Genomic DNA, 12,880 nt, shown 5'->3' on the forward strand with positions numbered 1-12,880 from the left:
GCATGATGCCAAAGTGTCCGACGGGGCGTACGACGCACAGCGAACCGCCCGACACAACACCGCTCACCGTGGCCGAACAACCCCGGGGGCGGCCGAGGAGTCCCTAAAGACATGAGCGACGAGCAGTCACAGCAACAGCCGGACGGCGGTGATGAGCGCTCCCGGCCGGCGGGCCGGCCCCCGAACGGCGCCACCGGTCCCGGCCGTTCCGGCAGACCCCGCCGCCCCAGGCGCACCGGCTGGCGCAGGCTCCTGCCGACCTGGCGCATGGTCCTCGGCGGCTTCCTGCTGATCGTCCTGCTCGTCGCGGGCGGTCTCGTCGCCGGTTACATGCTGGTGAACATCCCCCCGGCCAACAAGGCGGCCACCGCAGAGAGCAATGTGTATCTCTACGCCGACGGCACCCAGTTGGCGCGCGACGGCGAGGTCAACCGCGAGAGCGTCTCGCTGAGCCGGGTCCCCAAAGTCGTCCAGCACGCCGTGCTCGCCGCCGAGGACCGCGACTTCTACTCCGAGTCCGCCGTCAACCCCGAGGCCATGCTGCGCGCCGCGTGGAACACCGCGACCGGCAAGGGCAAGCAGTCCGGCTCCACCATCACCCAGCAGTACGTCAAGAACTACTACCTGGGCCAGGAGCAGACCGTCAGCCGCAAGGTGAAGGAGTTCTTCATCGCGATCAAGCTCGACCGCGAGGAGAGCAAGGACGAGATCCTCGAAGGCTATTTGAACACCAGCTACTTCGGGCGCAACGCCTACGGCATCCAGGCCGCCGCCCAGGCGTACTACGCCAAGGACTCCGACAAGCTCGACGCCGCCGAGGGCGCCTATCTGGCGACGCTCCTCAACGCCCCCAGCGCCTACGACGTCGGCGCGCACCCGGAGAACAAGCCCCGGGCCACGGCCCGCTGGAACTACGTCCTCGACGGCATGGTCAAGAAGAAGTGGCTCACCGCGTCCGAGCGGGCCGCCATGCAGTTCCCCTCCCCCGGCAAGTCCAAGCCGCGGCTGGGCATGTCCGGGCAGCGCGGCTATCTCGTCGAGGCCGTCAAGGACTACCTGACCACCGACAACAAGATCGTCGACGAACAGACGCTGGCCCGCGGCGGTTATCGCATCACCACGACGATCGACAAGAAGAAGCAGGACGCCTTCGTCAACGCCGTGCAGAAGCAGCTGATGGACGACCTCAGCGAGGACCGCCAGGTCGACCGCTATGTCCGCGCCGGCGGCGCCTCCATCGACCCCACGACCGGCCGGGTCGTCGCCCTCTACGGCGGCATCGACTACACCAAGCAGTACGTCAACAACGCCACCCGCCGCGACTACCAAGTGGGCTCCACCTTCAAGCCCTTCGTCTTCACCTCGGCCGTCGAGAACGACTCCACGACGCAGGACGGCCGCGCGATCACCCCGAACACGGTCTACGACGGCACCAACAAGCGCCCCGTGCAAGGGCGGAACGGCCCCGTCGGCTACGCGCCCGCCAACGAGGACGACAAGTCGTACGGACAGATCACCGTCACCAAGGCCACCGACCTCTCCGTCAACGCCGTCTACGCCCAGATGGCCCAGGACGTCGGCCCCGGCAAGGTCAAGGACACCGCCGTCGCCCTCGGCATCCCCGCCAAGACCCCCGACCTGACCGCCTACCCCTCCATCGCGCTGGGCGTGGCCACGGCCAGCGTCCTCGACATGACCCAGGCGTACGCGACCCTCGCCAACCACGGCCGGCACGGCCCGTACACCCTGGTCGACAAGGTCACCAAGGGCGGCGAGAACGTCGAGCTGCCCGGCAAGGAACCCAAGCGCGCCGTCACCCGCAGCGCCGCCGACACCACCACCGCCGTCCTCAAGAGCGTCGTCGACAACGGCACCGGCTCCACCGCACAGGCCGCCGGGCGGCCCGCGGCCGGCAAGACGGGCACGGCGGAGGAGGACAAGGCCGCCTGGTTCGCGGGCTACACCCCCGACCTGGCCACCGTCGTCGCGGTCATGGGCCAGGACTCCGACACCGGCACCCAGAAGTCGCTCTACGGAGCGACCGGGCTGCCCCGCATCAACGGCGGCGGCGCGCCCGCGGACATCTGGGCCGCCTACACCGAGGTCGCGCTGGAAGGCACCGCCGTCAAGGACTTCGACCTCCAGACGGCCGGCGGCGTCCCCGAACCCTCCCTGGAACCGCCCACGACCTCGGCACCGCCCGAGACCAGCGCACCGCCCTCGGCGTCCGCGCCGCCCAGCAACTTCCCGCCGCGGACCTCGGCACCGCCGCGCCCGCCGACCGGGCCGCCGACCCTGCCGGGGCCACCGACCGGGCTCCCGACCCTGCCGCCCTTCACGCTCTTCCCGAACGAGCCGAAGGACGCCGGGCGCGGCGGGCACGGGGGCGAGCGGGATTCGCTGCTGGGCGAATACTGACCCCCGGCGGCACCGGGCCCGTCAGTGGCCCGAGGTCGCCTTGAGACCCACCACCGCCACCAGCAGCAGCACGACGAAGAAGATCCGCGCGGCGGTCGCCGGTTCGCCCAGCACCGCCATACCGAACACCGCCGCACCGGCCGCGCCGATGCCGACCCACACGCCGTAGGCCGTACCGATGGGCAGCGAGCGCGCGGCCTGCGCGAGCAGCAACATGCTCGCGGCGATACCCGCGATGGTGAAGACGCTCGGCCAGAGCCTGGTGAACCCGTCGGTGTACTTCATACCGATCGACCAGGCGACCTCGAGCAGACCCGCGACAGCGAGCAGGATCCATGCCATGACGGCACCTCCGTGGAAAGTTCCTACAGGGGTGCGTCGTCTTGTCCTGACCCGGTACGGCGCGTCTCGTCGGGCTTCTTCCGACGGTATCAAAAAGTGGGGAATCCGGACGGCCGCTCTTTCGGCCGGGCCCCGTACGTCAGAGGTAGAGCCCCGTGGAGTCCTCGGAACCCTCCAGCCGCTCCGCGGCCACCGCGTGCAGATCCCGCTCGCGCATCAGCACATACGCCACGCCGCGGACCTCGACCTCGGCGCGGTCCTCCGGGTCGTAGAGCACCCGGTCGCCCGGCTCCACCGTGCGCACGCTCTGCCCGACCGCCACGACCTCCGCCCACGCCAGCCGACGGCCCACCGCCGCCGTCGCCGGGATGACGATGCCGCCGCTGGACCGGCGCTCGCCCTCCGGGATGTCGGTCCGGACCAGCACCCGGTCGTGGAGCATCCGGATGGGCAGCTTGTCGTGGGTGGTATGCGTACTCACGCCATGACCGTACCCGCCCGAGCGCGGCCCCGAGGCCGCGGGCCGCGGATCCGCCGGTGTGACCTACGCCCGGCGGCGGCGCGAGGAGACCGTCAGCAGCCCGACCACGCCCACCGCGACCATCGCCACCGGCACGATCCGCTCCAGCCGGGGCGTACCGTCCTCGGCGACGAAACGGGACCGCACGTCCAAGACCAGCCGGTTCGCCGCCACGAAGGCACGGCCCGCGGTGTGGTCCACCTTCGCGGCAACCTTGGCCTTCGCATCGCCCACGATCGTTTTCGGGTGCATGCGCACACCGATCTCGTCGAGCGTCACGGCGAGCTCGTTCCGCCTGCGGGCGATGTCCGCCTCGATCTGCGCAGGGGTCCTGGCATCCGACACCGCGCTGCCTCCGTCGTCTCGAAAAGAGTGATGATGAGTGATGACGACAGTCTGTCAGCTCACCGGACCCCGTGCCCCACGGCACCCCCGATCGGGGAGCTGACTAGTCTCGGGGACCGGACAGCCCACGCGGGGCACCCCGCGCGAACCCCGACGAGGAGACCCTCATGAGCGAGCGACTTCAGCCCGGCGACACCGCCCCCGCCTTCACCCTGCCCGACGCGGACGGCAAACAGGTCTCCCTCGCCGACCACAAGGGGCGCAAGGTCATCGTCTACTTCTACCCCGCCGCCCTCACGCCCGGCTGCACCAAGCAGGCCTGCGACTTCACCGACAACCTCGACTTCCTCGCCGGGCACGGCTACGACGTCATCGGCGTCTCCCCCGACAAGCCGGAGAAGCTCGCGAAGTTCCGCGAGAAGGAGGAGCTCAAGGTGACGCTGGTCGGCGACCCCGAGAAGAAGGTGCTGGAGGCGTACGGCGCGTACGGCGAGAAGAAGCTGTACGGGAAGACGGTGACCGGGGTCATCCGCTCCACGGTCGTCGTGGACGAGGAGGGCAAGGTGGAGCGCGCCCTCTACAACGTCAAGGCCACCGGCCACGTCGCGAAGATCATCAAGGACCTGGGGCTGTAACCGTTCCGTGTGACGGGCCGGATCCTCCGGCCCGTCACACGTCCGCCGCGGGCGGATCCGCTTCGGGGAGGTCCAGGATCGCCTGGGCGCCGCCGCCCTCCGCCGTGCCGAACTCCAGGCTCGCCCCCAGCACCACCGCCTGGCCCACCGCGATCGTCAGACCCAGGCCGTGCCCGGTGCCGCGCTCCGGCGCCGCCGTACGGAACCGCCGCGGACCCTGGTCCACCAGCTCCGGCGGATAGCCGCCGCCGTGGTCCCGCACCACGATCCGCGTGCCCTCCACACGGATCTCGATCGGCGGCTTCCCGTGCTTGGCCGCGTTCCCCAGGATGTTCACCAGGATCCGCTCGACCCGGCGCGCGTCCGTCGCCACGATCCGGCCCTCGCCGACCACCTCGACCGACACGTCGTCGACCCCGCGCTGCCCCCGCGCCCGCTTCACGATCCCGCGCACCAGCGACGGCAGCTCCACCGGGTCCAGCTGCGCCCGCTCCACACCGGAATCCAGCCGGGAGACCTCCAGCAGGTCCTCCACCAGCGACCGCATCGTCTGCGCCCGCTCCCGCACCATCTCCACCGCCCGCGGGTGCGGCAGCAGCTCCGCCGACGCCACCAGACCGGCCACCGGCGTCCGCAGCTCGTGCGCCACGTCCGCCGTGAACTCTCGCTCCGCCTCCACCCGCGCCGCCAGCGACGCCGCCATGTGGTGCACCGAGCGGCCCAGCTCCGCGACCTCGTCCCGGCCGCCCGTCAGCAGCGCCTCCGCGTCCGGAGCGCCACCGGCCGCGATCCGCCGCGCCGCGGCCGCGCTGCGCCGCAACCGTCTCGACAGGCTCTGCGCCACGAACCACGCCACCACCGCCATCAGCGCCACCGTCGCCGCCCCGGCCACCAGCAGCGCCTTGTCCAGCGCCTTCTGCAAGGGGTCGCGGTCGGGATAGGGCGCGGACACCGACAGCACCTTGCCGTCCCCCACCGACGTCGCCGCCCACACCCGCGGGTCGGCGCCGTCGCTGATGTACGTACCGGGCCGGCCCTTCGCCACCCGCTTCGCGAGCGGGACCGGCAGCGTCGAGTCGTCCAACTGCGCGCCGAGCGCGAGCAGCCCGTCCCGCTGGTAGACCTGGAGGGCCGAGCTCAGCAGGTCGTCCTGGTACGACTGCGCCTGCCGCGCGCGCTCCACCGCCGAGATGTGGTGCACGGCGATGCCGAGCAGCACCACGGCGAGCGCGGTCACGAAGGAGAGCGCCAGAGCGATCCGGCCACGGATGCCCATCACGCGATCGAGTACGTTTCCTTCGACTCCCCCATGGGCGTGGCCCCGGTGTAGTCGACGTCGATTCCGGTGAAGGCCAGCACGCCGTCGACGTTCTTCGCGCCGTACAGCCGGAAGCGGGCCGGGTAGGTCGACGAGGCCGCGCCGTTGGCGGCGCCCGAGACCTGGACGACACCGCGGCCGTCCGCGCCGTCCGCCCCGTAGTGCGCCCACTTGATGCCGCTCGCCACCATCCCGGTGTTCGAGCAGTTCAGCGTGATGATCTCGGGCTCGACGGTCGCCGACCCCAGCCCGCACTCCCGCACGCCGGGCAGCCCCTCCGGGCTCGCCGCCTCCACCGTGTCCTGCGGCACCTCGCGGACCGGCTGCGGCGACTTCTGCGCCGCGGCCGTCTTCGGCGCGTCGGACACCGCGCTCGCCCGGTCCTGTGCCTGGCTCAGCCACACACCGCCGAGCGCCAGGACGGTCACCACCGCGAAGATCGCCAGAACAGTGCGCATGCTGGCCCGGCGGGGCTCGGCACGGTCGGCCATCGGCCTCTCTTCCTCGGTGGGGATCGCTGGGGGCGGGATGTGGGGGACCCCTGCCCTGACTGACGGGGAAATCGGGCAGCGCGTTCCCTTCATGCCTATATCAGGTTCTACGCAAAGAAGTCGCGGGCCGCGCGCCGCCGACGTGACCAATCTCCTGAACGGGCCCCGGACCGGTTTGAGTCGGCGCGCAGCGCGCAGACGCACCACGCCCGTACGAGCACTGCCGCACCCGAGCGCGGCCGAGCACGAGAGGACACCGAAGCCGTGCCCACCGGCAGCAGCACCGAGACCTCATCCGGCCACGACCCGGAGGCCGTCAAACGGCACCCGGCCCTCTTCCGAGCCGTCGTCCGCCGCCGGAATCCCCGCCTCCGTCGGACGGACATCACGGTGACCGACGAGCGGACCGTCAGACGCGCGGTCAAGGCGGCGGCGCTCGGCAACGCCATGGAGTGGTTCGACTTCGGGATCTACAGCTATCTCGCGGTCACCATCGGCGATGTCTTCTTCCCCTCCGGCAGCGACACCGTCCGCCTGCTGTCCTCCCTCGCCACCTTCGCCGTGGCCTTCCTCGTACGCCCCCTGGGCGGCCTCTTCTTCGGCCCGCTCGGCGACCGCGTCGGCCGCAAGCGCGTCCTCGCGCTGACCATGGTCCTGATGGCCGTCGGCACCTGCGCGATCGGCCTCATCCCCTCCTACGCGGCCATCGGCTTCTGGTCGCCCGTCCTGCTGATCTGCTTCCGGATGCTCCAGGGCTTCTCCACGGGCGGCGAGTACGGCGGCGCGGCCACCTTCATCGCGGAGTACGCGCCCGACAAGCGCCGCGGCTTCTTCGGCAGCTTCCTCGAACTCGGCACCCTCGCGGGCTACATCGGCGCCGCCGGGCTCGTGACCGTGATGACCTCCGTGCTCGGCTCCGGCGCGATGGACGACTGGGGGTGGCGCGTCCCCTTCCTCGTCGCCGGGCCGCTCGGCCTCGTCGGCCTCCACCTGCGGCTGAAGCTGGAGGACACCCCCGCCTTCCGGAAGCTGGAGGAGGAGAGCGCCGAGGAGCCCTCGGGCGGCGAGGGCGGCGAACTCAAACAGATCTTCACCACCCAGTGGCAGCGGCTGCTGCTGTGCGTCGTCCTGGCCGGGGCGTACGGCATCACCGACTACATGCTGCTCTCCTACATGCCGACGTATCTGACCGACCGGCTCGGCTACGACGACACCCACGGCCTCGTCGTCCTGATCGCCACGATGGCCCTGCTGATGGTGGTGATCACCTTCGTCGGGCGGCTCAGCGACCGCATCGGCCGCAAGCCGCTGCTGATGGCGGGCATGGCGGGCTTCGTACTGCTGTCGGCGCCCGCGTTCCTGCTGCTCAAACAGGGCAGCGTCGTCGCCGTCTCCGGCGGCATGCTGATGCTGGGCCTCCCCCTCGTCTGCCTGCTGGGCACCATGTCGGCGGCCCTCCCCGCGCTCTTCCCCACCGCGGTCCGCTACGGCTCCCTGTCCATCGGCTACAACCTCTCCACGTCCCTCTTCGGCGGCACGACCCCCCTGGTGATCACCGGCCTCATCGGCGCCACAGGCAGCGACATGGCTCCCGCCTTCTACACGATGGGCGCGGCGCTGGTCGGCATGGTGGCCGTGGCCTGCATGAAGGAAACGGCCCGCCAGCCGCTGGAGGGCTCGCCACCGTCGGTCTCGACGAAGGAGGAGGCGGCACAGATCGCAGCGTCGCAGTCCCCGGACCCGAAGTTCTGACGGCCGGCATCGTTTGGCGTAACCGATCAGCAGTGCGGTCGTTGATGTGTACGAGGCTGTCCTCTGATGGCCGTACCCAAAAGACGCAACTGTCGCGAACACCGGACGGGAACGGGGTACGGCCGCCGGCCGTGCCCTCGCCCCTCCGGGACGCGCGGGAGGGGGAGCACATGCCGGTCAGTCCGTACACCAGGGAGCGCCTTGCCGAGGCCGCGCGATCGTCGCGGACGCTGTCGGAGGCGCTGGAGAAGCTTGGGGTGGACCCGAAAAGTTCGAGGCGGCGCTATGTCTTTGAGCGCATGAAGAGGCTGGGGGTCGAGACGTCGCATTTCGAGCGGGAGGGGGTGCGGTGGACAAGAGAAGTCCTCGAAGCCGCCGTGGCGAAGTCGGTCAGCGTGAACGGCGTACTTCGGCACCTCGGGATCGAAGTCGTCGGCGGTCACCACGCACACATCAGCCGCCGCATCCGGAGTTTCGGGATCGATACATCCCACTTCAGGCCACCAACCCGAACCGGGGCATCGATGGGGACCCGCCGTCGATCCACCCCACAGGAGCTCTTGGTTCGACAGAACCCTGCCAATGCACGTCGCGTACCGAGCGAGAGGCTCAAGCGAGCGATGCTGGCACTCGGCACGCCCGAATGCTGTGGTCAATGCGGGATCGCCGAATGGTGCGGACAGCCCCTGCCACTCGAAGTCGATCACGTCGACGGAGACTGGCACAACAACTGCTTTGAAAACCTGCGCCTGCTCTGCCCCAACTGCCACTCGGCGACTGACACCTACCGCGGCCGGGCCAAGGGGCGACGTCGCAGGTCGACTCAGACACATGGCACAGAAGGTGCGGCGTGACGCGCAGCGGCGTCCGGTACACGCGCGAACTCCTGACCGTCGCAGCAGCCCAGTGCGCCGACATCGATGCGGTCATCGCCTTCTGCGGTGCCCACCCCTATCACCAGCTCCGCCGCCATCTGTTCAAGCGGTTCGAGCACTTCGGCATCGATGTTTCCCACTTCGTGCGACGCGGTCCGCATGGGAGTAAACCTCGACCGTCTGCCGACGAACTACGGCACACCATCTGCAGGTCGACCTCCATAGCGGAAACGCTGCGACGGCTGGGCAGGCCTGACAACACTCACACTCGTAACCTGTTCCATGAATGGGTGGCCGAGGACGGCCTCAGCACCGAACACTTCCTTGGCCAAGCCCACCAGCGGGGCAAGCCGGGCACGGGCCGTAAGGCACCGCATCAAGTGCTCGTGAAGCACAGCCGTAAGAACCGCACGAAATCGGCGCTGCTTCGCCGCGCGCTGTGCGAGATCGGCGTCTCCGAAGAGTGCGCGAACTGCGGAATCGGCCCCGTATGGCACGGTCGGCCCCTGGCACTTGAGGTCGACCACGTCAATGGCGACTGGAGTGACGACCGGGCCAAGAACCTGCGGATACTCTGCCCCAACTGCCACGCGCTCACGAGCACATGGTGCCGAGGTGGGCGTCGACGCCACCGCACCGTCCCACCAGTCTGAGTACCCGCACGCGGGCACGGCGAGGCACAGTACAGTAGGCGCCACGGGCCCGTATCCCAGCTGGTAAAGAGGATGCCGGTTTAGATCCGGTATGTCGTGGGTTCGAGTCCCACCGGGCCCACAGCGAGGGGCGCGGCACCGCATCGGTGCCGCGCTCCTCGGCGTTGTTACCCCAAAAGCTCCCGCACCACCGGCACCAGCCCCCGGAACGCCTTGCCGCGGTGGCTGATCGCGTTCTTCTCCTCCGCCGTCATCTCGGCGCACGTCCGTGTCTCGCCCAATGGCTGGAGGATCGGGTCGTAGCCGAAGCCGCCCGTGCCCGAGGGGGTGTGCCGGAGGGTGCCCTCCAGGCGGCCCTCGATGACGCGTTCCGTGCCGTCGGGGAGGGCCAGGGCGGCCGCGCAGGCGAAGTGGGCGCCGCGGTGTTCTTCCGCGATGTCGCCGAGCTGGGCCAGCAGCAGGTCCAGGTTGGCCCTGTCGTCGCCGTGGGTGCCCGCCCAGCGGGCGGAGAAGATGCCGGGGGCGCCGTTCAGGACGTCCACGCACAGGCCGGAGTCGTCGGCGACCGCCGGGATGCCCGTGGCGCGGGCGAGGGCGTGGGCCTTGAGGAGGGCGTTCTCGGCGAAGGTGACGCCGGTCTCCTTGACGTCCGGGATCCCGGGGTAGGCGTCGGCGCCGACGAGTTCGACGCCGAGGCCGGCCGCCTCCAGGATGGCGCGGAGCTCGGTGACCTTGCCCGCGTTGCGGGTGGCGAGGATCAGGCGCTTCACCCGGTCTCCTCCAGGGTCCGGGCGAGCGCCTCGCGCTGGGCGGTGTCGAGCGTGGCGCAGCCGCCGACGGCGAGGTCGAGGAGGGCGTTGAGCTCGTCGCGGGCGAAGGGCTCGGCCTCGGCGGTGCCCTGGACCTCGACGAAGCGGCCGTCGCCGGTGCAGACGACGTTCATGTCGGTCTCGGCGCGGACGTCCTCCTCGTAGCAGAGGTCGAGGAGGGGGATGCCGCCGACGATGCCGACGCTGACGGCGGAGACCGTGCCGGTGAGCGGCTGGCGGCCGTGCTTGATCAGCTTCTTGTTCTGGGCCCAGGTGATCGCGTCGGCCAGTGCCACGTACGCGCCGGTGATGGCCGCGGTGCGGGTGCCGCCGTCGGCCTGGAGGACGTCGCAGTCGAGGACGATCGTGTTCTCGCCGAGCGCCTTGAAGTCGATCACGGCGCGGAGGGAGCGGCCGATGAGGCGGGAGATCTCGTGGGTGCGGCCGCCGATCTTGCCGCGCACGGACTCGCGGTCGCCGCGGGTGTTGGTGGAGCGCGGGAGCATCGAGTATTCGGCGGTGACCCAGCCCTCGCCGGTGCCCTTGCGCCAGCGGGGCACGCCTTCGGTGACGCTGGCGGTGCAGAAGACCTTGGTGTCCCCGAAGGAGATGAGGACGGAGCCTTCGGCGTGCTTGCTCCACCCGCGCTGGATGGTCACGGGGCGGAGCTGATCAGGGGTGCGGCCGTCGATGCGAGACATGGTGATGAGCCTATAGGCAACGCGAAGGGCCCCGTTCCGGTTCACGTACGAACCGGGGAGCGGTTGGTACGGACCGGGGAACGGGGCCCTTCGGAGGAGCTCAGTGGCTCACATCATGTCTTCGATCTCACCGGCGATCGGGTCGGCGTCGGTGCCGATGACGACCTGGATGGCGGTGCCCATCTTGACGACGCCGTGGGCGCCGGCGGCCTTCAGGGCCGCCTCGTCGACGAGGGAGGGGTCGGCGACCTCGGTGCGGAGGCGGGTGATGCAGCCCTCGACCTCTTCGATGTTGTCGATCCCGCCGAGCCCGGCGACGATCTTCTCAGCCTTGGTGGCCATGTGCGCTCCTGGTTGTCTCTGGCCCTTCGGCGGTCTCGCCGACCGGCTTTCACACGGTAACCCACGTTCAGCCCAGTTACGTGGGCGTTTGTCCGCCATCTAGCGAAAGATGACGACCAACCGGCGCTGCGCTCCGGGAGGCCCGACAGGCACCGCAAGTGGTCTACACCAGTATGCGGCAAAGCACCGAGTGGACTGCCGCCGGGGCGGCAGGCGGAGGGACGCAGATGAGTTCGGACGCCGCGGCGGCCCCACGGAAGAAGACATGGACGCAGGGCCTCTTCCAGAACTTGCAGAAGATGGGCCGCAGCCTCCAGCTGCCCATCGCGGTGCTGCCGGCGGCGGGCATCCTCAACCGGCTCGGGCAGCCGGACGTCTTCGGCAAGGACGGGCTGGGCTGGACGGACGTCGCGAAGGTCTTCGCGGGCGCGGGCGGCGCGCTGCTGGACTCGGGGCTCGGGCTGCCGCTGCTGTTCTGCGTGGGTGTGGCCATCGGCATGGCCAAGAAGTCGGACGGCTCGACGGCGCTGGCCGCGGTGGTGGCGTTCCTCGTCTACTTCTCGGTGCTGCACCAGTTCCCCGAGGACTGTCCGCACGAGACGAAGTTCGGCGGCGCGGGGCTGTGGAGCGGGGTCTGTGTGACGGGCGCGGGGGCGGCGTCCCCGGCCACGTTCCAGAACCCGGGGGTGTTCGGCGGCATCGTCATCGGGCTGCTCAGCGCCTGGTTCTGGATGCGTTTCCACCGGGTGCGGCTGGTGGACTGGCTGGGCTTCTTCAACGGCCGGCGGCTGGTGCCGATCCTGATGTCGTTCGTGGCGCTGGCCTTCGCGGTGATCTGCCTGTGGGTCTGGCCGCCGGTCGGTGACGCGCTGACGAGCTTCAGCAAGTGGCTGTCGGATCTGGGGTCGGCGGGCTCGGGCGTCTTCGGTGTGGCCAACCGCGCGCTGCTGGTGGTCGGGCTCCACCAGTTCCTCAACACCTTCATGTGGTTCCAGTTCGGCGACTACACCAAGCCGGACGGCACGGTGGTGCACGGTGACATCAACCGCTTCCTGGCGGGCGACCCGCACGCGGGGCAGTTCACCACGGGCTTCTTCCCGGTCATGATGTTCGCGCTGCCCGCCGCGGCGCTGGCGATCGCGCACTGCGCCAAGCCGCACCGCCGCAAGGCGGTGAGCGGGATGATGCTGTCGGTCGGCCTGACGTCGTTCGTCACGGGCATCACGGAGCCGGTGGAGTATTCGTTCCTCTTCATCGCCCCGGCGCTCTATGTCGTCCACGCGCTGCTGACGGGTGTGTCGATGGCGGTGACGTGGGGGTTCGGGGTGCACGACGGCTTCAGCTTCTCGGCGGGGCTGATCGACTACGTCATCAACTGGGGGCTGGCGACGAAGCCGTGGCTGATCATTCCGATCGGGCTGTGCTTCGCGGTGGTCTACTACGCGCTTTTCCGGTTCGCGATTACGAAGTTCGATCTGCCGACCCCGGGGCGTGAGCCGGAAGAGCTGGCGGAGGAGATCGAGCAGGAGAACGTGAAGTAAAGAGGAACGTGAAGTGAGGAGCCAGTGACACTGCGCTGGGTTTAGCGGCGCTGTTGCAGGAAAAACGCCGTCCCCGGGCCTTGGGCCCGGGGACGGTTTGCCGTGCGGGCCGGCGGGGGTTCCGCGCTGTGTCCGAGA

Annotated in this window: 14 protein-coding genes, 1 tRNA gene and 1 riboswitch; of the genes, 7 read left to right on the forward strand and 8 right to left on the reverse strand. The window is 69.9% G+C overall.

Going from position 1 to position 12,880, the window contains the following annotated elements:
• Positions 1-111: 111 nt before the first annotated feature.
• Positions 112-2,418 (forward strand): transglycosylase domain-containing protein, encoded by a 2,307-nt coding sequence (locus ABD269_RS01730; RefSeq protein ID WP_344115282.1) that lies wholly within the window; start codon positions 112-114, stop codon positions 2,416-2,418.
• 21 nt (positions 2,419-2,439) lie between these two features.
• On the opposite strand, the gene ABD269_RS01735 is transcribed toward ABD269_RS01730, so the two are convergent.
• The 3 genes from ABD269_RS01735 to ABD269_RS01745 all read right to left on the reverse strand — a co-directional run bounded on the left by ABD269_RS01735 (position 2,440) and on the right by ABD269_RS01745 (position 3,625).
• Positions 2,440-2,760, reverse strand: coding sequence for a DMT family transporter (locus ABD269_RS01735; protein ID WP_344115284.1), 321 nt, complete (start codon positions 2,758-2,760; stop codon positions 2,440-2,442).
• A 30-nt stretch (positions 2,761-2,790) separates the two neighbouring features.
• A riboswitch (guanidine-III (ykkC-III) riboswitch) is annotated at positions 2,791-2,861 on the reverse strand.
• Positions 2,862-2,899: 38 nt separating this feature from the next.
• Positions 2,900-3,202: a GroES family chaperonin gene (locus tag ABD269_RS01740; protein ID WP_058046871.1), complete on the reverse strand. Its 303-nt coding sequence runs from the start codon at positions 3,200-3,202 to the stop codon at positions 2,900-2,902.
• A 102-nt stretch (positions 3,203-3,304) separates the two neighbouring features.
• Positions 3,305-3,625: a DUF3618 domain-containing protein gene (locus ABD269_RS01745; RefSeq protein ID WP_344115286.1), complete on the reverse strand. Its 321-nt coding sequence runs from the start codon at positions 3,623-3,625 to the stop codon at positions 3,305-3,307.
• Positions 3,626-3,792: 167 nt separating this feature from the next.
• Here ABD269_RS01745 and bcp point away from each other — a divergent pair, with 167 nt between their 5' ends.
• Entirely contained in the window at positions 3,793-4,260 is a 468-nt protein-coding gene (gene bcp, locus ABD269_RS01750) for a thioredoxin-dependent thiol peroxidase (RefSeq protein WP_301887219.1), read from the forward strand.
• 34 nt (positions 4,261-4,294) lie between these two features.
• On the opposite strand, the gene ABD269_RS01755 is transcribed toward bcp, so the two are convergent.
• Both ABD269_RS01755 and ABD269_RS01760 read right to left on the reverse strand, forming a co-directional pair.
• Positions 4,295-5,536: a sensor histidine kinase gene (locus tag ABD269_RS01755; RefSeq protein ID WP_344115426.1), complete on the reverse strand. Its 1,242-nt coding sequence runs from the start codon at positions 5,534-5,536 to the stop codon at positions 4,295-4,297.
• On the reverse strand, positions 5,536-6,069 hold the full coding sequence (locus tag ABD269_RS01760; protein ID WP_344115289.1) for a hypothetical protein: 534 nt from the start codon (positions 6,067-6,069) through the stop codon (positions 5,536-5,538). Before ABD269_RS01760 ends, ABD269_RS01755 begins: the two co-directional genes overlap by 1 nt.
• Before the next feature lie 264 nt (positions 6,070-6,333).
• Between ABD269_RS01760 and ABD269_RS01765 the strand changes: the two genes are divergently transcribed.
• The 4 genes from ABD269_RS01765 to ABD269_RS01780 all read left to right on the forward strand — a co-directional run bounded on the left by ABD269_RS01765 (position 6,334) and on the right by ABD269_RS01780 (position 9,470).
• Positions 6,334-7,821 carry an MFS transporter gene (locus ABD269_RS01765; RefSeq protein WP_344115291.1) on the forward strand — a complete coding sequence of 496 codons (1,488 nt, stop codon included), beginning with the start codon at positions 6,334-6,336 and terminating at the stop codon, positions 7,819-7,821.
• Between the two features lie 170 nt (positions 7,822-7,991).
• A complete protein-coding gene (locus tag ABD269_RS01770; RefSeq protein ID WP_344115293.1) occupies positions 7,992-8,675 on the forward strand; it encodes an HNH endonuclease signature motif containing protein in 684 nt (227 codons plus the stop codon).
• Positions 8,672-9,349 (forward strand): HNH endonuclease, encoded by a 678-nt coding sequence (locus ABD269_RS01775; protein ID WP_344115295.1) that lies wholly within the window; start codon positions 8,672-8,674, stop codon positions 9,347-9,349. The genes ABD269_RS01770 and ABD269_RS01775 overlap by 4 nt, the downstream gene beginning before the upstream one ends.
• 45 nt (positions 9,350-9,394) lie before the next feature.
• A tRNA-Leu gene (locus ABD269_RS01780) sits at positions 9,395-9,470 on the forward strand.
• Between the two features lie 46 nt (positions 9,471-9,516).
• Here the strand turns inward: ABD269_RS01780 and rdgB are convergent.
• The 3 genes from rdgB to ABD269_RS01795 form a co-directional block, all read right to left on the reverse strand.
• On the reverse strand, positions 9,517-10,119 hold the full coding sequence (gene rdgB, locus ABD269_RS01785) for an RdgB/HAM1 family non-canonical purine NTP pyrophosphatase (RefSeq protein WP_344115297.1): 603 nt from the start codon (positions 10,117-10,119) through the stop codon (positions 9,517-9,519).
• The gene (gene rph, locus ABD269_RS01790; RefSeq protein ID WP_301887213.1) at positions 10,116-10,859 is read right to left on the reverse strand and encodes a ribonuclease PH; all 744 of its coding nucleotides are present in this window, start codon (positions 10,857-10,859) and stop codon (positions 10,116-10,118) included. The genes rdgB and rph overlap by 4 nt, the downstream gene beginning before the upstream one ends.
• Before the next feature lie 108 nt (positions 10,860-10,967).
• Positions 10,968-11,300: a PTS sugar transporter subunit IIB gene (locus tag ABD269_RS01795; protein WP_301887212.1), complete on the reverse strand. Its 333-nt coding sequence runs from the start codon at positions 11,298-11,300 to the stop codon at positions 10,968-10,970.
• Between the two features lie 128 nt (positions 11,301-11,428).
• Here ABD269_RS01795 and ABD269_RS01800 point away from each other — a divergent pair, with 128 nt between their 5' ends.
• Complete coding sequence (locus tag ABD269_RS01800) at positions 11,429-12,742, forward strand: PTS transporter subunit EIIC (RefSeq protein ID WP_344115301.1); 1,314 nt, start codon at positions 11,429-11,431, stop codon at positions 12,740-12,742.
• Positions 12,743-12,880 lie beyond the last annotated feature (138 nt).

It is taken from the genome of Streptomyces blastmyceticus, from assembly GCF_039521185.1.
GTDB classification, from domain to species: Bacteria; Actinomycetota; Actinomycetes; order Streptomycetales; family Streptomycetaceae; genus Streptomyces; species Streptomyces blastmyceticus.

What these genes read in the sequence shown, in the direction of transcription:
- ABD269_RS01755 (WP_344115426.1), bottom strand. Translation starts at nt 5,536, where the DNA reads ATGGGCATCCGTGGCCGGATCGCTCTGGCGCTCTCCTTCGTGACCGCG.
- rph (WP_301887213.1), bottom strand. Translation starts at nt 10,859, where the DNA reads ATGTCTCGCATCGACGGCCGCACCCCTGATCAGCTCCGCCCCGTGACC.
- ABD269_RS01760 (WP_344115289.1), bottom strand. Translation starts at nt 6,069, where the DNA reads ATGGCCGACCGTGCCGAGCCCCGCCGGGCCAGCATGCGCACTGTTCTG.
- ABD269_RS01730 (WP_344115282.1), top strand. Translation starts at nt 112, where the DNA reads ATGAGCGACGAGCAGTCACAGCAACAGCCGGACGGCGGTGATGAGCGC.
- ABD269_RS01770 (WP_344115293.1), top strand. Translation starts at nt 7,992, where the DNA reads ATGCCGGTCAGTCCGTACACCAGGGAGCGCCTTGCCGAGGCCGCGCGA.
- ABD269_RS01800 (WP_344115301.1), top strand. Translation starts at nt 11,429, where the DNA reads ATGAGTTCGGACGCCGCGGCGGCCCCACGGAAGAAGACATGGACGCAG.
- bcp (WP_301887219.1), top strand. Translation starts at nt 3,793, where the DNA reads ATGAGCGAGCGACTTCAGCCCGGCGACACCGCCCCCGCCTTCACCCTG.
- ABD269_RS01795 (WP_301887212.1), bottom strand. Translation starts at nt 11,300, where the DNA reads ATGGCGGACAAACGCCCACGTAACTGGGCTGAACGTGGGTTACCGTGT.
- ABD269_RS01735 (WP_344115284.1), bottom strand. Translation starts at nt 2,760, where the DNA reads ATGGCATGGATCCTGCTCGCTGTCGCGGGTCTGCTCGAGGTCGCCTGG.
- ABD269_RS01740 (WP_058046871.1), bottom strand. Translation starts at nt 3,202, where the DNA reads ATGCTCCACGACCGGGTGCTGGTCCGGACCGACATCCCGGAGGGCGAG.